Genomic DNA, 14,880 nt, shown 5'->3' with positions numbered 1-14,880 from the left:
GTCACCACCGAAGGGTCACCAGTAGTGCCGGCGACCGGCGACCGCGTGACCGGTGGCGCCGAGAATCCACAGGATGGCGCCGATCACCGCGAGAATGATGCCGATCGTCCACAGGATCGAGATCCCGGTGAGAAAGCCGATGATCAGGAGTATGACGCCGATCGCGAGCATGGTGTGCCTCCAGCCGTAGGAGTAGTACCTGCTCTTCTAGTGCCCCGATGCGGGACACATTCTCACTCCGGAGCGGGAAACCTGGACGTCCTTTCGAGCTGATCCGCGCCGGACGGAGTCTTCGCAGCTCAGTGGTGTGATGAGGGATCGTCGGGGGACGTGGGCAGCGCCAGATGACCGAGGTCGCCGGGCGGCGGCGAGCGCACCGGCCACAGCGGGGCCGCCTGCCCGTCCGCGACCGCCGCGGGCGCGTCGGTGAGGTTCATCCGCTTCCGCAGCCGCCCGTAGAAGTCCATCGGGCCCAGCCGCACCGCCCGCAGCCGCCGGGGCGAGGCGTACACGCCGATCCAGTCGCCGGGGTTGAGCACGCCCCGCACCTGGCCGTCGATGCTGACGGCGGCCTGGCCGGAGCGCTCCAGCACACGGAACGCGATCGGCTCGTCCGGCGCCGCCAGCACCGAGCGGTCGAACGTCATGTGCGGGGCGACCGGCGTGAACAGCAGCCCCTCCATGCGCGGCGAGACCACCGGGCCCCCGGCGGCGAAGCTGTACGCGGTCGACCCGGTCGGGGTGGCCACCAGCAGCGCGTCGGCGGAGTACGAGGCGAGAAGCTGGCCGGCGATGTACACGCCCACGGAGACCTGCCGGTCCCGGGCCAGCTTCTCCACGACCACGTCGTTCAGCGCGGTGACGTTCAGGGCCACGCCCCAGTCGTCCCCGACCTCGCACTCCCCGCGCACCCGCGGCGGCGGCAGCATCGGGCCGCGCCCGTAACGCACCAGGTCCGCCATGTGCGCGGGCACGCCCAGCGGGCAGGAGGCGCGCATGGTGAGCAGCATCCGGCTCTCGACCTCGTACCGGCCCTCGTACACCGCGTCCAGCGCGGCCCGCACGGCCGGGGCGGGCACCTCGGTGAGGAAGCCGACCCGGCCGAGGTCGACGCCGAGCACCAGGGCGTCGTTCTCGGCCGCCAGGCGGGCGCCGCGCAGGAAGGTGCCGTCGCCGCCCAGGGTGACGATGAGGTCCGGGTCGCCCGCGCTGTCGACCTCCTCGCGGGCGCTGTGCCGGGCGCCCTCCTGCCAGACGTCGATGTCGGCGCAGCCCACGTCGTGCGCGGCGCACCACTCGCGCACCGCGTCCGCCGCGGCGAGGGCGGCCGGGCGCCCGGCGTGCACGACCAAACCGATACGGCTCACCGTCATTACGACACCCGCCTCCCAGCCGACCCGCACGACCGCCCCATCCTCACCGGGAGGCGGACACGCGTGCGGGACGCCACGCCGCCGGGGCGCCGACGGCAATGGCGGGCGCCGGCCGGCGCTACCTGGCGGTGCCGAAGTCCTGGGTCCAGTAGCTGCCGGGCTGGGCGAGGCCTACGCCGATCTCCTTGTAGGAGCAGTTGAGGATGTTCTCCCGGTGGCCGGGGCTGTCCATCCAGCCGGCCATGACCTGCTCGGGCGTCGCGTAGCCGTAGGCGACGTTCTCGCCGTACGCGCTCCACTGGTAGCCGGCGGCGGTGATGCGCGAGCCGGGGTCGGAGCCGTCGGAGCCGGTGTGCGACATGGTGTTGTGCGCGGCCATGTCGGCGCTGTGGTCCTGCGCGGCCTTGGTCAGCGTGGAGTTGAGCTCGACCGGGGAGCAGCCGACCTTGGCGCGCTCGGCGTTGACCAGTTCCACGACACGGGCCACGTCGCCGGAGGCGGTCGCGGCGGGCTGGGGGGTGCTGGGCGCGGCGGCGGTGGCGGTCTGCACAGGGCGGGGCTCGGTGGAGACCGGACGCACCGTCGGGGCCGAGACGGGCTTCGCGGGGGCCGACTTGGGAGCGGCGGGCTTGGCGGTGGCCGGCTTGGCGGTCCGGGTGGGGTGGGCGGCCGCGGTGGTCTTCGCTGCCATGAGGGCCGGCTGCGCGGTGCGGTGGTGGGTGGGCGCCTGGGCGGGCCTGTGCGCGGTGGGGGTGCTCGGGGAAGCGGAGGGGGTCGCGGAGGCGGCGGGGCCGGCCTGCTTCCGCACCGGGGGCGACGCGTGACGGGGGCTCTGCTCCGTCTGCCAGGCGGTGGCCTCGGTCTGCCGGCCGGCGTCGTCCTTCCAGTCGACGCAGGCCACGGCGGCGGTCGGTACGCCCACCGCCCCCACGGCGACGGCGGCTATGAGCGCTCGCCGGTACTGCTGGTTCTTACGGTGCTTTCCCATGCGTGAAACCTCATTCGGTAGGCGCCGGGCGCCGCCGCGCGGCTTCCTCTGGGTGGAACCCGCCTCCCGAACAGCAAAAAACGCCCTGCGAGTCGTCATTCTTAGGACGGTCACACAAGGCGTGCAAAGAGGCTGTCGTACTAACGCGCTTCGTAGACCTCTGGGCCCCTTGCCAAGGTCACACAGGCGTGCCGACCCGGCACCAGCGGCTTCCGCCCCCTGCTGCCGGGTCGTCAGAACCCCTCATGATTTGCGAAAGCGAGGGTCCCTGTCGAGTGGATCGGCCGCTTCGAGGGACAGCATGATCCAAATACCCGCCAAGACGGACAAAGTGCACTTGTCGTCACGGTTCGTCACCTACTAAGGGACACCCGTAGGTCATCGGAGCCTGTGAGGGATGTCACGGAACCACCCCCTTGTCCGGCCCCTCGGGGACTACGGATTCTCCGCGAAGAAGGACTCCAGGCGCTCCAGCGCGGGCCCCGTGAACTTCGGGGCGACCACCGCGTCGCCGGGCTGAGCCGGGTCGACAAGGTGCTCCGGCACCCCCTGGTCGGCGAACTCACCCTCGACCGGGACGCACTGGCCTGCGCCGGTGACCCCGACCAGCAGCTCGTCGTCCGGACCGCCGAACCCGGCACGCCCTCCCACGACGGCCTGCGCATCCTGTCCTCCTGGGCCGCGGACGCCGGGCGCGACGCGACCCGGGGGCGGTGCGGCGGCTCAGCCTGACACGTCCATCCGCTGGGTCCCCACCACCGACAGCAGCCGGAGCGCCTCCTCCGAGGCGGAGCCCGGCGTGGCGGTGTAGAGGACGATGCGCTGGTCCCGGTCCGGGACGTGCAGGGCATCGCAGTTGACGGTCAGCGGGCCGACCACCGGGTGGTGGAAGGTCTTGGCGAGGGTCGGCAGCACGGCCACCTCGTACGCCTCCCAGAGCCGGCGGAACTCCTCGCTGCCCGCCAGGAGTTCGGCCACCAGGCCGGTCACCTCGGGGGAGTCGGGGTAGCGGGCGGAGGCGGCGCGCAGCCGCTGGGCCGAGTCGCGGGCGAACGCGGCCGCGTCCGAGACGCCGTACAGCGGGGCCCCGCCCCGGTGCGGGCCGAGGAAGACGCGGCGGATCAGATTGCGGTCGCGGCGCGAGAGCGCGGAGAAGTCCTCCATCAGGGCCGCCGCCAGGTCGTTCCAGGCGAGCACCTCGCCGATCGCCGACGTGACGATGGCGGCCGTCCCCGGCAGCCGGGCCAGCAGGTCCAGGATGCTCTGCCGCACCTCGCGCGGGGGACCGGACGGCGGGGCCGGGGGCGCCCCGGCCAGGTGGTGCAGGTGCTCGCGCTCGGCGTCCGTCAGGCGCAGCGCCCTGACCAGCCCGGACAGCACCTCGCGGGACGGCCGTGGGCCGCGCGCCTGCTCCAGCCGGGTGTAGTACTCGGTGGAGATGAACGCCAGTTGCGCCACCTCCTCGCGCCGCAGCCCCGGCGTACGGCGGCGCGGCCCGGCGGGCAGACCCACCTCGGCCGGGCCGATCCGCTCGCGCCTGTCACGCAGGAATGCCGCCAGTTCTCCTCGGTCCACGCGTCCAGTCTGCGCCGTACCGGCGGAGCCAGCCAGGTACCGCCTGTGCCTGGATGAGCGGGGCCGGGCGGCGCAGGCTCGAAGACATGAACCCCACAGCGACAGACTCTTCCGCCCCGACCGGACTGCTCCCCGGGAAGGTCGCCTTCATCACCGGCGCCGGACGCGGTATCGGCGCCGCCGCGGCCCGGCTCTTCGCCCGCGAGGGGGCGCGGGTCGTGCTGGCCGCCCGCAGCGAGGACCAGCTCAAGGCGGTCACCGAGGAGATCCGCGCCGAGGGCGGCACCGCCGATTACGTGGTGTGCGACCTGGCCGACGGGGACGCGGTGCGCGCCGCCGTCGACCGCGTCGTACAGCTCCACGAACGCCTCGACATCGCCTTCAACAACGGCGCCGCCAACCAGGCGCCCGGCCCGCTGGACGAGCTGTCGGAGGACGAGTTCGACCGGCTCTACACCGTCAACCTCAAGGGACAGTGGCTCGCCATGAATGCCGAGGTCGCTGCCATCCGGGCCACCTCCGGCAGCGGAGCCGTCGTCAACAACTCGTCCGTCGGCAGCCTGCGCGGCAACCCCGAACTGCCGGGTTACGGCGCGATGAAGCGGGCCCTGAACAGCATCACCGAGTCGGCCGCCGTCACGTACGGCCCGGAGGGCATCCGCGTCAACGCCATCGCCCCCGGCAACACGGCCACCGAGATGATGCGGGCCTGGGAGGACAAGGCGCTTGGCCTCCAGGAACGGCTCCAGGCGCACACCCCGCTACGCCGGGGCGCCCGGCCCGAGGAGATCGCGGAGGCCGCCGCCTGGCTGCTGAGCGACCGCGCCTCCTTCGTCACCGGCGCGGTCCTGCGGGTAGACGGCGGCGCCCTCACCTGAAAAGGCGGGGCGCCGGGGTCGAGGTCGGTAAGGGGGTCACACCTTGCGCCAGCGGGCGTTGCACCAGGAGAAGACGCCGAACGCGGCCAGGCCCAGCGCGATCAGCGCCAGCAGCCAGGGCCCGGCGGGCAGGTCCCGGAACGACCGCAGGGTGTCGTCCATCCCCTTGGCCTTGCCCGGCTCGTGCTGGACGGCCGCGATCAGGGCGAACACCCCGGCCACGCCGAAGACGACGCCGCGGGCCGTGCCGCCGCCCACGCCCAGGACGTCGACGATCTTCCGCACGGTGGGGGACATCTCGCCGGTGCGCAGATGCTTGCGGAACTTCCGCATCACCGCCCGCGCCGCGATGTACACCCCCACCCCGATCACCACGAGCCCGGCGGCCCCGACGATCCACTGGCCGCCGGGCCACTTCAGCGCCATCGCGGTCACGTCGTCGCTCTGCTGGTCCGAGGAGCCGCCGCCGCTGCCCTTCTGCCCGGCCGCGTAGGACAGCACGGAGTAGGAGACGAAGGCGTAGAACACCGCGCGTGCGGCGGACATCGCCCGCTTCGACGCCTTGCCGCCGTCCGGCCCGGCGCTGCCGACCACCGCCTCCGACAGCCGCCACAGCGCCATGCCGGCCAGCGCGACGCCGACGATCCACAGCATGGCGGCGCCGAACGGCTTCTCCGCCAGCTCGGAGAGGGCGCCGCCGCGGTCGGCCTGCTTGCCGCCGCCGTCACCGCCCAGGGCTATCTGAAGGGCGATGACGCCCACGAGCAGGTAGATCAGTCCACGGGCGACGAAGCCCGCCTTCGCCGCCGCGGTCATCGCCGGGCTGTCGGCCGCTCGCCGGGCCTGCCCCCGACCGCGCTGTGCCAGAACGCTTGAGTCCATGACACACCCGATGCCCCGGCGTGTCCGCGTCACGCCCGATCGACGCCTACATGCCAAGGTGAGGTGTGATCGACTCCGGCACAGACCCCTCCCGACGGCGCCCGCGCCCCGGTTATCTGGCCGCGGCGGGCGTCTTCGCCGTGGGCATGATGGGCACCACGCTGCCCACCCCGCTGTACGGGCTCTACCGGGAGCGGATCGGGTTCTCCGAGCTGATCGTGACCGTGGTGTTCGCGGTCTACGCGGTCGGCGTCATCGTCGCCCTGCTGCTCGCCGGCGGCGCCTCCGACGTGCTGGGGCGGCGCCCGGTGCTGGTCGTCGCGCTGGTGCTGTCGGCGCTCAGCGCGGTGTGCTTCCTGCTGGAGGGCGGGCTGCCGCTGCTCTACCTCGGCCGGGTGCTGTCCGGGTTCTCGGCGGGCCTGTTCAGCGGCACCGGTACGGCCGCCGTCCTCGATCTCGCGCCGCCCGGGCGCCGGGGACGGGCCGCGCTCGCGGCGACGGCCGCCAACATGGGCGGGCTCGGGCTCGGGCCGCTGGTCTCCGGGCTGCTCGCCGAGTACGCGCCCCGGCCGCTGATCCTGCCCTTCCTCGTCCACCTCGCCCTGCTCGCCGTCGCGCTCGTCGTCACCCTGCTGCTCACCGAGACCGTCCACCACGAAGGGCCCCGGCCACCGCTCAGGCCGCAGGGGATGCGGGTGCCGCCCGAGGTGCGCGGAGTGTTCGGGCCGTGCGCGCTGGCCGCCTTCGCCGGGTTCTCCCTGCTCGGGCTGTTCACGGCCGTCGCGCCCGCCTTCCTCACCGAGACCCTCGGCGAGCACAACCTCGCGGTGACCGGCGCCGTGGTCTTCAGCGTGTTCTGCGCCTCCACCGGCGGCCAGCTCCTCATGGGCCGCATCGGCGCCCGCGCAGCCCTCCCCTGGGGCTGCGCCGTACTCGCCGCCGGCCTCGTCCTGGTCGGGACCTCCCTCCTGGTGGAGTCCCTCCCCCTCCTGCTCCTCGGCGCGCTCACCGGTGGTGCCGGCCAGGGCATGGCGTTCCGGGCGGGCCTGACGGCCGTCGGCGCGGCCGCCCCCGAGGAACACCGGGGCGCCACCATCTCGGCCTTCTTCGTCGTCGCCTACCTCGGCATCTCCCTCCCGGTCGTCGGCGTGGGCGCGCTGACGGTGGGGCTGGGGGTGCGCGGGGCCGGGATGGTGTTCACGGCCTGCGCGATCGTGCTGGTCGTGGCGGTGGGGGTGCGGGTACGGGTGCATCCGCCGCGCACGCTGTGAACCCCGCCCTCACAGGGTGACCTCCGGGTGCGTCTCGACGCAGCTCTCCTCGCCCGCGCCGTCGTAGGCGCATCGGGCCGGCGGCCTTCGCCGCGAACCCGGACCACCGGCTCCCCCCTGCGGGGGCTCACCGAGAGCGGTGGGGTCGCGCTCGGCCGTCTCATCGAACGGGCAGAGGCCGCTCACCGGGAACTCTCCGGGAACGTCCCCGAGGACGAGGTCACGGCGAACCGGACCCGCTCGACCGGCACGAGGACGACTGACCGGTTCAGCCTGCGGTGCGCACCGTAGTGGTCACCCTGACCTGACACGGCATGCGCGGAGTCGAGCCGAAGCCGAAGCGCACCGGCGGGTCCACCGGGGTGAGCGGGCCGAGGTCGCGGCCCTCATAGGTGGCCGTCGCCGCCGTGAGCCGGTGCAGGTCGCGGGCGCCGTACCACTCGTACCGGCCGTTCCCCGCGGAGCCCCGCGTGCGGACACCCATCAGCAGCCGGGCCATCGGGTCGGTGAGGGCGGCGAAGGCGGGCCGGGAGGTGACCGGGCCCGCCAGGCGGAGCAGGTTGCCCAGGGCGCCCCGGCGGCCGACCGTGAAGCGCAGGTCGAGCAGCGGGCCGGACGTCACCGTCCAGCGGTCCCCGGCGATCCGCACCCCTACGGGTACGACCCGGACCTCGTCGAACGAGTACGTCCCCGCGATGAAGTCCGCCACCTGCCGGGTCGGCGCCAGCAGGGTGCGGTGGCCGTCGGCGCGTTCCACCATCACGTCGCTGAAGGGGCCGAAGGGGGAGCGGGGCCAGTGGCCCAGCACCAGGCGGGTGCCGGACGTCGTGCCGATGCCGGTGATCCAGCCGTCGAAGCGCAGGTCGGTGGGGGCGCGCGCGGGCGGGGGCGGGGCGTCGGGGCCGGGGGGCATCACGCGCAACGGATGCCCCTGGCGTCAGCCGGTGAAACAGGTCAGACGCCCGACGGGGTGGCCCGCGACAGGATCTCGGCGGCGACGGCGAGGGCCTCGGCGCGGTCCTCGGGGACCAGTCCGATGCGGGTGCGGCGGTCCAGCAGGTCGGACGGGTCGAGGGCACCCTCGTGGCGGGCGGCCCAGAGGAGTTCCGCGCGGGTGACCGGGTGGCCGGGGAGTACCGGCTCGGCGAGCGCCGGGTCCCGCTCGGCCAGGGCCAGGACGGCCGGGGCCTCGGTGCCGTAGCGGCGGACCAGTCGGGCGGGCGCGGGCAGGTCGCGCAGGTGCTCCGGGGCGGCGGCGCCGACCAGGGGGAGTGCGGCGGTGGGGGAGGGGACCGAGGGCAGGCCGCGCGCGGCCACGGCCGCGTCCACGGCGTCCTGCGCCATCCGCCGGTACGTCGTGAGCTTGCCGCCCACCACCGTGACCACCCCGTCCGGCGAGGTCAGTACCGCGTGCCGGCGCGAGATGTCCGAAGTGCGGACCGAGTCGGCGCCGCCCGGCACCGACGTGTCCAGCAACGGGCGCAGCCCGGCGAACGCGCCGTCCACCTCGGCCCGGTGCACCGGCGCGTCCAGCACGGAGCCCAGCACGTCCAGCAGGAAGCCGATGTCCGTCTCCGGCACCTCGGGCACGTCCGGGATCGCACCTTCGACCGGCTCGTCCGTGAGGCCCACATAGGTACGTCCGTCGCCCTGCGGGAGCACCAGCACGAAGCGGTTGGTCTCGCCGGGCACCGGTATGTGCAGGCCGGCCGGGAGGGACCCGAGACGCTCGGAGCGCAGGACGAGATGGGTGCCGCGGGAGGGCCGTACGCGGAGGCCGTCGACCAGACCCCCGGCCCACACGCCGGTCGCGTTGACGACGGCGCGCGCCCTGATCTCCCCCTCCTCGCCGGTGAGTTCGTCCCGGAAGCGGGCTCCGGTGGAGCCGAGTTCCAGGGCGCGGGCACGGGTGATGATCCGCGCGCCGTGTGCGGCGGCGGTGCGGGCCAGGGCGGTGACCAGGCGGGCGTCGTCGGTCACCCGGCCGTCCCAGGACAGCAGGCCGCCGCGCAGCCCGGCCGCGTGCACCGAGGGCGCCAGGTGCCGGGCCTCCGCCGCCGTCAGCCGGCGCGGCACCGGCAGCACCTGGCGCGGGGTACGCGCGGCCATCCGCAGCATGTCCCCGGCCCGGAACCCCGCCCACGCCAGGGACGCCTGCGCCCGTGACACCAGTGGGGTCAGTGGCAGTACGAACGGCTGCGCGGCCACCAGGTGCGGTGCCGTACGCGTCATCAGCACGCCCCGTTCGACCGCGCTCTCGTGCGCCACGTCGAACTGCCCGGCCGCCAGATAGCGCAGGCCGCCGTGGATCAGCTTGGAACTCCAGCGGGAGGTGCCGAAGGCCAGGTCGTGGGCGTCGACGGCGACCACGTCCAGACCGCGCGCCGCCGCGTCCAGGGCGACGCCCGCCCCCGTCGCGCCGAGGCCCACCACCAGCAGGTCGGCCGTGCCGCCCCCGGCCGCCGTGGCCAGCTCGCGGGTGCGGCGGGCGGCGTCGAGCGACGAACCCGGTGCCGCCGTACGGTCTGCGCGGTCGCGGATGCTCATGGGGTGAGGGTCCTCTCCAGAAGGGTGCGCAGCTCGCCCAGGAAGGCGGCGGCGTCCAGCTCGGCGTCGTCCTCGTCGGTCATGGTGCGCAGCGACAGTGCGAAGGACTGCACCAGCAACAGCACGGCGCGGGCCTGGCGTTCGGGATGCGTCACGCGTACCGAGCCGTCCGTGTGGCCCTCGCGCAGCGCGTCGGCCAGCAGTGCCAGCAGGGCTTCCTGGGTGGCGCCGCGCCGGTCGAGCACGTAGGGGAGCAGCAGCTCGGGGTCGACGTCCAGGATCTTGTGGAACAGGGGGTGGTCCCGGAACTCGGTCACGCCCGCGACCAGTCCGGTCACGATCCGGGCGCGGGTGTGCGGGCCGTCCGACGCGTCGGGCATCGCACGGGTGGCCACGGCGAGCCACTCGCGGGTCATCAAGTCGCCCACCAGCGTGCGCAGATCGGGCCAGCGCCGGTACAGCGTCATCCGGGAGACCCCGGCGCGGCGGGCCACGTCGGCGAGGGTGGTGCGGCGGACACCTACGGCCAGGACGCAGTCGCGCACCGCGTCGAGCACGGTGTCGGCGTCCGAACGGTTGTGACGGATGGACGTCATGTGTAACAGTGTAACGCCCCGGCGGCCGGGGGGAGATGGCGCCGCACACACCGAACCGACGTGGTGAGGACGACCGTTCGATGGACATGCTGTGGAACGGCTGGGGCGACCCGGCGAAGGCGGCCCCCCTGCCCGACGCGGTGGCCGGGCTCCTGCACGACCTGCTCGGCGTCCGCGCGAGCCCCGCAACGCCCGTCGCGCTCAACGACCTCGAGCTGCCCGACCCCACGCTCACCCCCGCGGCACTCAAGGACCTGGCCGACGCGGTGGGCGCGGCGGACCACGTCCGCACCGACACCGAGAGCCGTGTCCGGCACACCCGCGGCAAGTCCACCCCGGACCTGCTGCGCATCCGCACGGGCGACGTCACCGACGTACCGCAGGCCGTCGTCCTGCCCGCCTCCCACGAAGAGGTGCTCGCCGTGCTGCGGGCCTGCGCCGCACACGCGGTGGCCGTCGTGCCGTACGGCGGCGGCACCAGCGTCGTCGGCGGGCTCGCCCCCGACCGCCGGGAGTTCATCGCCCTCGACCTGCGCCGGATGGACGCCCTGCTCGATCTCGACCCGGTCTCCCGCACCGCCGTCCTCCAGCCCGGCCTGCGCGGCCCGCAGGCCGAAGCCCTGCTCGCCGCCCAGGGGTTCACGCTCGGCCACTTCCCGCAGTCCTTCGAGTGGGCCACCGTCGGGGGCTTCGCCGCCGCCCGCTCCAGCGGCCAGGCGTCCGCCGGGTACGGCCGCTTCGACGAGATGGTTCTCGGCCTCACCCTCGCCACCCCCGAGGGCACCATCGAGACGGGCCGTGCCCCGCGCTCGGCCGCCGGACCCGACCTCCGCCAGCTCGTCCTCGGCTCCGAGGGCGCCTTCGGCGTCATCACCTCCGTCACCGTCCGCGTACGCCCCCAGCCCGAGCGACGCCTGTACGAAGGCTGGCGGTTCGCCACCTTCGCCGAGGGCACCGCCGCGCTGCGCAGGCTCGCCCAGGACGGGCCCCGGCCCACCGTGCTCCGGCTCTCCGACGAGACCGAGACCCTGGTCGGCCTCGCCCAGCCCGACGCCATCGGCGCCGCCCTCGCCGACGGCGGCACCGGCTGCCTCGCCGTCACCGGCTACGAGGGCACCCCCGCCGACACCGCCCGGCGGCGCGAGGAGGCGGCCGCCGTCCTGCGGGAGTGCGGCGGCACCCTCGTCGGCACCGAACCCGGCGAACGCTGGGCCCACGGCCGCTACGCGGCGCCCTACCTGCGGGACGCCCTCCTCGACGCCGGTGCCTTCGCCGAGACCCTGGAGACCGCCGCGTTCTGGTCCCGGATACCCGAGCTGTACGCCGCCGTACGCACCGCACTCACCGACACCCTCACCGGCGCCGGCACCCCGCCCCTGGTCATGTGCCACATCTCGCACGTGTACGAGAACGGCGCCTCCCTCTACTTCACCGTGGTCAGCGCCCAGGGCGAGGACCCCGTCACCCACTGGACCCCCGCCAAGCACGCGGCCAACGAGGCCGTGCTCGCGGCGGGCGGCACCATCTCCCACCACCACGGCGTCGGCACCGACCACCGCGACTGGTACGTCCGCGAGGCCGGACCCCTCGCCGTCGACGCGCTGCGCGCCGTCAAGGCCCGGCTCGACCCGGCCGGACTGCTCAACCCCGGCGTCCTGCTCCCCACCGACTGACCGCGCCCGGAGGCACACCGATGCGAGAGTTCACCGCCGTGGTCAACCCGACCGCGGGCGCCTCAACCGGGGCCGCCACGCTGCTCCAGGTGGCCCGGCACCTCCGCGAGGCCGGCGCCACCCTGGAGACCGAGTACAGCCACAGCCTCGCCCACGCCCGCGAGACCGCCCTGCGCGCCGGGGAGAGCGGCCGGGTCGTCGTGGCCGTCGGCGGCGACGGCATGGCCGGCGGCATCGGGGGCGCGCTCAGCGGCACCGGCGCCGTGCTGGGGCTCGTACCCGCCGGCCGCGGCAACGACTTCGCCCGCGCCCTCGGCCTGCCCGCCGACCCCGCCGCCCTCGCGGAGATCCTGCTGCACGCGGAGCCCCGGCGGGTCGACACCATCGAGGTCGAGTCCGCCGTCCACCCGCGCACCGTCGTCCTCGGCAGCGTCTACGCCGGGGTCGACGCCCTCGCCAACCGGTACGCCAACCACTCGCGCCTGCTGCGCGGCGCCGCCTCCTACTACGCGGGCGGCCTGCGCGCCGTGGCCACCTGGCGCACCGCCGACTACCGGATCACCGTCGACGGCGAGGAACACCGGCACCGCGGCTACACCGTCGTCGCCGCCAACTCGCCCTACTACGGCTTCGGCCGCGCCATCGCCCCCGCCGCCGAACTGGACGACGGCCTCCTCGACATCGTGCTGATACGCGAGGCCCCGCGCCGCCTCTTCTTCGCCCTGATGAACGAGCTGAAGACCGGGGCCCACCTCCGCCGCCCCGAGGTACGGGTCCTGCGCGGCCGGGAACTGCGCATCGAGGCCGACCGGCCCGTGCCGTACGGGGCCGACGGCGAGGTGGAGGCCGCCCTCCCCGTCACCGTCCGGGTCCGCCCCGCCGACCTGGCTGTGCTGGGCCCCTCATCCCGCCTTGAGGACACGAAGCGGTAACGTCTGGCAACCGCGCCCGTGTCGTCAAGGTCTGGACCGGCATGAAGATCTCTTTCCTGCTCCACAACGCGTACGCGATCGGAGGGACGATCACCACCACCTTCAACCTGGCCGGAGCGCTCGCCGAACGGCACGACGTGGAGATCGTGTCCGTACTCCGCAGCCGCGAACGCCCCCCGCTCACCCTGGACCCACGCGTCCGGCTGCGGCCCCTGGTCGACCTGCGCGAGGAGCAGGACCACCCGGCCCACCGCGAACCCGCGCGGGTCTTCCCCGCCGCCGAGGGACGCCACCGCGAGTACAGCAGGCTGACCGACGAGCGGATCGCCGCCCACCTCGCCGGCAGCGACGCCGAGATCGTCATCGGCACCCGCCCCGGCCTCAACGTCCACCTCGCCCGCCAGGCACCCGACCGCGTCCTCCGCGTCGGCCAGGAACACCTCACCTGGGACCACCACTCGCGCCGGCTGCGCACCGTACTGCGCCGCGCCTACCGCGACCTCGACCTGATCACCACCGTCACCGACGCCGACGCCCGCGCCTACCGGCGCGGCACCTGGCTGCCCGGTGTCCGGGTCGAGGCGCTGCCCAACAGCGTGCCCGACCCCGAACTCCCGCCCGCCGACGGCGACTCCCGGCTGATCGTCGCCGCGGGCCGGCTCGTCCCGATGAAGGACTACGACACCCTGATCCGGGCCTTCGCGCACGTCGCAGCCGCCCGCCCCGACTGGCGGCTGCGCATCTACGGCAGGGGAGAGGAGCGCGACCGGCTGCGCGCCCTCATCCAGCGGCTCGGCCTCAGCGACCACGCCTTCCTGATGGGCGCCGCCGTGCCGATGGAGTCCGAGTGGGTCAAGGCGTCCATCGCCACCGCCTCCTCCACCTTCGAGCCCTTCGGCATGACCATCGTCGAGGCGATGCGCTGCGGGCTGCCCGTCGTCAGCACCGACTGCGCTTACGGGCCCGGTGAGATCATCCAGGACGGCGTCGACGGACGGCTCGTGCCGGTCGGTGACCCGGAGGCCTTCGGCGCGGCTCTGCTGGACCTGGTCCGCGACGACGAACGGCGCCGCACCATGGGCAAGTCCGCCCTGGAGAACGCCCGCCGCTACGCCCCCGACGTCGTGGTGGCCCGCGCCGAGCGCCTGCTGGCCGACGCCCTCGCCGCCAAGCGGGCGGGACATCGGCCGCCCCGCGAACGACATGCCGGGCGCCGCCGGCTGACGGCCGCCGGGCAGAGCGCCCACGACCTGGCCTACACGGCCGCCGCCAGTGCGGTACGCACCGTGCGGGGGTGGCGGCGATGAACTCCGTGATCCGAGTGACCTGTGTGGTGGACGCCGACGGCCGCCTCACCTTCGACCTCCCCCTCCCCGCGCCGGACTCCGCGCACCTGCTCCTGAAGGCCAGGCCCCGCAAGGGCGTCCCCGACCCCGCCGCACGCCGGCTCCCGCTGGAAGCCTCGGGCGACGGGCGGGCCCTCGCCGTGCTGGAGCCGCTGCCCGCGCTGGAGGAGGGCCGCTGGGACGCCTTCCTGGTGCGCGAACCGGACGCCGCGGAAGTGCAGTTGACCTCCGGCCCGCTGGATCTGCGGGTTCTCGTCGACGGAGCCCGCGTCGACCGGCCGTCCCCGGTGGCGGTGCGCATCCCGTACCGGGCGCTGGACGGCTTCCTCGCCGTACGGGCCTGGCTGCGCCCGGCGCACGCGGAGGCCGGGCCGATCGAGGTCGGCGACCAGGCCACCACCGTGACCGCCCGCCTGCACGGCACCGAGCTGGGCGAGGACGCCGTCGTACGGCTGCGCGGGCGGCGCAGCCGCGAGGAGCGCATCCTCAGCCCGAGCGTCGACGCGGACGGCAGGGGTTTCCGGTTCACCGTCGACCACGCCGACCTCACGGGCGTGGGCGTCCGTTACTGGGACGTCCACGTCCTGCCCGCCGCCGACGCGGCCGCCGTACGGGTGGGCCGCGTCCTGGACGACGTGGCGGACCGCAAGCACTCCTTCGTGTACGCGGCCGCGCCCGGCGGAGGCCGCCTGGTCCGCGCGTACTACACGGTCGACAACGACCTCTCCTTCGAGGTCACCGACCCCGGCTGAGCCCCGGCAACCGACGCCAACGCCGCAGATGCGCGTGCCAGGACACGCGACTCCGGCAAGATCCGGA

The 14,880-nt window shown here is 74.4% G+C and carries 15 protein-coding genes; 7 read left to right on the top strand and 8 right to left on the bottom strand.

Features of this window, described 5'->3' with window-relative positions; genetic code table 11:
• Positions 1-15: 15 nt before the first annotated feature.
• The 3 genes from OG448_RS01430 to OG448_RS01420 all read right to left on the bottom strand — a co-directional run bounded on the left by OG448_RS01430 (position 16) and on the right by OG448_RS01420 (position 2,361).
• Positions 16-171, bottom strand: coding sequence for a DUF6131 family protein (locus OG448_RS01430; protein ID WP_135793346.1), 156 nt, complete (start codon positions 169-171; stop codon positions 16-18).
• Positions 172-299: 128 nt separating this feature from the next.
• Positions 300-1,373: an NAD(+)/NADH kinase gene (locus OG448_RS01425; protein ID WP_405550854.1), complete on the bottom strand. Its 1,074-nt coding sequence runs from the start codon at positions 1,371-1,373 to the stop codon at positions 300-302.
• Between the two features lie 118 nt (positions 1,374-1,491).
• The gene (locus OG448_RS01420) at positions 1,492-2,361 is read right to left on the bottom strand and encodes a CAP domain-containing protein (protein WP_405550852.1); all 870 of its coding nucleotides are present in this window, start codon (positions 2,359-2,361) and stop codon (positions 1,492-1,494) included.
• 390 nt (positions 2,362-2,751) lie between these two features.
• Here OG448_RS01420 and OG448_RS01415 point away from each other — a divergent pair, with 390 nt between their 5' ends.
• Positions 2,752-3,093, top strand: coding sequence for a hypothetical protein (locus OG448_RS01415; protein ID WP_405550850.1), 342 nt, complete (start codon positions 2,752-2,754; stop codon positions 3,091-3,093).
• On the opposite strand, the gene OG448_RS01410 is transcribed toward OG448_RS01415, so the two are convergent.
• The gene (locus tag OG448_RS01410) at positions 3,085-3,936 is read right to left on the bottom strand and encodes a helix-turn-helix transcriptional regulator (protein ID WP_405550848.1); all 852 of its coding nucleotides are present in this window, start codon (positions 3,934-3,936) and stop codon (positions 3,085-3,087) included. The two genes, OG448_RS01415 and OG448_RS01410, sit on opposite strands and share 9 nt — an antisense overlap.
• A gap of 86 nt (positions 3,937-4,022) precedes the next feature.
• On the opposite strand from OG448_RS01410, the gene OG448_RS01405 reads away from it, so the two are divergent.
• Positions 4,023-4,814, top strand: coding sequence for an SDR family NAD(P)-dependent oxidoreductase (locus OG448_RS01405; RefSeq protein ID WP_405550846.1), 792 nt, complete (start codon positions 4,023-4,025; stop codon positions 4,812-4,814).
• Between the two features lie 36 nt (positions 4,815-4,850).
• Here OG448_RS01405 and OG448_RS01400 read toward each other — a convergent pair whose 3' ends face one another.
• Complete coding sequence (locus OG448_RS01400; protein ID WP_405550844.1) at positions 4,851-5,630, bottom strand: DUF1206 domain-containing protein; 780 nt, start codon at positions 5,628-5,630, stop codon at positions 4,851-4,853.
• A 131-nt stretch (positions 5,631-5,761) separates the two neighbouring features.
• Between OG448_RS01400 and OG448_RS01395 the strand changes: the two genes are divergently transcribed.
• The gene (locus OG448_RS01395) at positions 5,762-6,967 is read left to right on the top strand and encodes an MFS transporter (protein WP_405550843.1); all 1,206 of its coding nucleotides are present in this window, start codon (positions 5,762-5,764) and stop codon (positions 6,965-6,967) included.
• Positions 6,968-7,235: 268 nt separating this feature from the next.
• On the opposite strand, the gene OG448_RS01390 is transcribed toward OG448_RS01395, so the two are convergent.
• The 3 genes from OG448_RS01390 to OG448_RS01380 are packed head-to-tail and all read right to left on the bottom strand — an operon-like array spanning position 7,236 to position 10,110.
• On the bottom strand, positions 7,236-7,880 hold the full coding sequence (locus OG448_RS01390) for a hypothetical protein (protein WP_405558627.1): 645 nt from the start codon (positions 7,878-7,880) through the stop codon (positions 7,236-7,238).
• Positions 7,881-7,921: 41 nt separating this feature from the next.
• Entirely contained in the window at positions 7,922-9,514 is a 1,593-nt protein-coding gene (locus OG448_RS01385) for a glycerol-3-phosphate dehydrogenase/oxidase (RefSeq protein ID WP_405550841.1), read from the bottom strand.
• On the bottom strand, positions 9,511-10,110 hold the full coding sequence (locus OG448_RS01380) for a TetR/AcrR family transcriptional regulator (protein ID WP_405550839.1): 600 nt from the start codon (positions 10,108-10,110) through the stop codon (positions 9,511-9,513). The genes OG448_RS01385 and OG448_RS01380 overlap by 4 nt, the downstream gene beginning before the upstream one ends.
• Positions 10,111-10,190: 80 nt before the next feature.
• On the opposite strand from OG448_RS01380, the gene OG448_RS01375 reads away from it, so the two are divergent.
• Genes OG448_RS01375 through OG448_RS01360 form a run of 4 tightly spaced genes read left to right on the top strand, consistent with a single transcriptional unit; the run spans position 10,191 to position 14,813 of the window.
• The gene (locus OG448_RS01375) at positions 10,191-11,783 is read left to right on the top strand and encodes an FAD-binding oxidoreductase (RefSeq protein ID WP_405550837.1); all 1,593 of its coding nucleotides are present in this window, start codon (positions 10,191-10,193) and stop codon (positions 11,781-11,783) included.
• 20 nt (positions 11,784-11,803) lie between these two features.
• A complete protein-coding gene (locus OG448_RS01370) occupies positions 11,804-12,715 on the top strand; it encodes a YegS/Rv2252/BmrU family lipid kinase (RefSeq protein WP_405550835.1) in 912 nt (303 codons plus the stop codon).
• A gap of 41 nt (positions 12,716-12,756) precedes the next feature.
• On the top strand, positions 12,757-14,022 hold the full coding sequence (locus OG448_RS01365; protein WP_405550834.1) for a glycosyltransferase family 4 protein: 1,266 nt from the start codon (positions 12,757-12,759) through the stop codon (positions 14,020-14,022).
• Entirely contained in the window at positions 14,019-14,813 is a 795-nt protein-coding gene (locus OG448_RS01360; protein WP_405550832.1) for a transferase, read from the top strand. The genes OG448_RS01365 and OG448_RS01360 overlap by 4 nt, the downstream gene beginning before the upstream one ends.
• Positions 14,814-14,880 lie beyond the last annotated feature (67 nt).

It is taken from the genome of Streptomyces sp. NBC_01171 (assembly GCF_045039805.1).
In the GTDB taxonomy this organism is placed as follows: domain Bacteria; phylum Actinomycetota; class Actinomycetes; order Streptomycetales; family Streptomycetaceae; genus Streptomyces.
Note: the sequence above shows the minus strand (reverse complement) of the source record. Positions and strands in the feature narration are given on the sequence as shown.

Excerpts from the sequence above, each read along its gene's own strand:
- OG448_RS01430 (WP_135793346.1), bottom strand. The coding sequence starts at position 171 with ATGCTCGCGATCGGCGTCATACTCCTGATCATCGGCTTTCTCACCGGG.
- OG448_RS01425 (WP_405550854.1), bottom strand. The coding sequence starts at position 1,373 with ATGACGGTGAGCCGTATCGGTTTGGTCGTGCACGCCGGGCGCCCGGCC.
- OG448_RS01420 (WP_405550852.1), bottom strand. The coding sequence starts at position 2,361 with ATGGGAAAGCACCGTAAGAACCAGCAGTACCGGCGAGCGCTCATAGCC.
- OG448_RS01405 (WP_405550846.1), top strand. The coding sequence starts at position 4,023 with ATGAACCCCACAGCGACAGACTCTTCCGCCCCGACCGGACTGCTCCCC.
- OG448_RS01400 (WP_405550844.1), bottom strand. The coding sequence starts at position 5,630 with ATGACCGCGGCGGCGAAGGCGGGCTTCGTCGCCCGTGGACTGATCTAC.
- OG448_RS01390 (WP_405558627.1), bottom strand. The coding sequence starts at position 7,880 with ATGCCCCCCGGCCCCGACGCCCCGCCCCCGCCCGCGCGCGCCCCCACC.
- OG448_RS01385 (WP_405550841.1), bottom strand. The coding sequence starts at position 9,514 with ATGAGCATCCGCGACCGCGCAGACCGTACGGCGGCACCGGGTTCGTCG.
- OG448_RS01380 (WP_405550839.1), bottom strand. The coding sequence starts at position 10,110 with ATGACGTCCATCCGTCACAACCGTTCGGACGCCGACACCGTGCTCGAC.
- OG448_RS01375 (WP_405550837.1), top strand. The coding sequence starts at position 10,191 with ATGGACATGCTGTGGAACGGCTGGGGCGACCCGGCGAAGGCGGCCCCC.
- OG448_RS01370 (WP_405550835.1), top strand. The coding sequence starts at position 11,804 with ATGCGAGAGTTCACCGCCGTGGTCAACCCGACCGCGGGCGCCTCAACC.
- OG448_RS01365 (WP_405550834.1), top strand. The coding sequence starts at position 12,757 with ATGAAGATCTCTTTCCTGCTCCACAACGCGTACGCGATCGGAGGGACG.
- OG448_RS01360 (WP_405550832.1), top strand. The coding sequence starts at position 14,019 with ATGAACTCCGTGATCCGAGTGACCTGTGTGGTGGACGCCGACGGCCGC.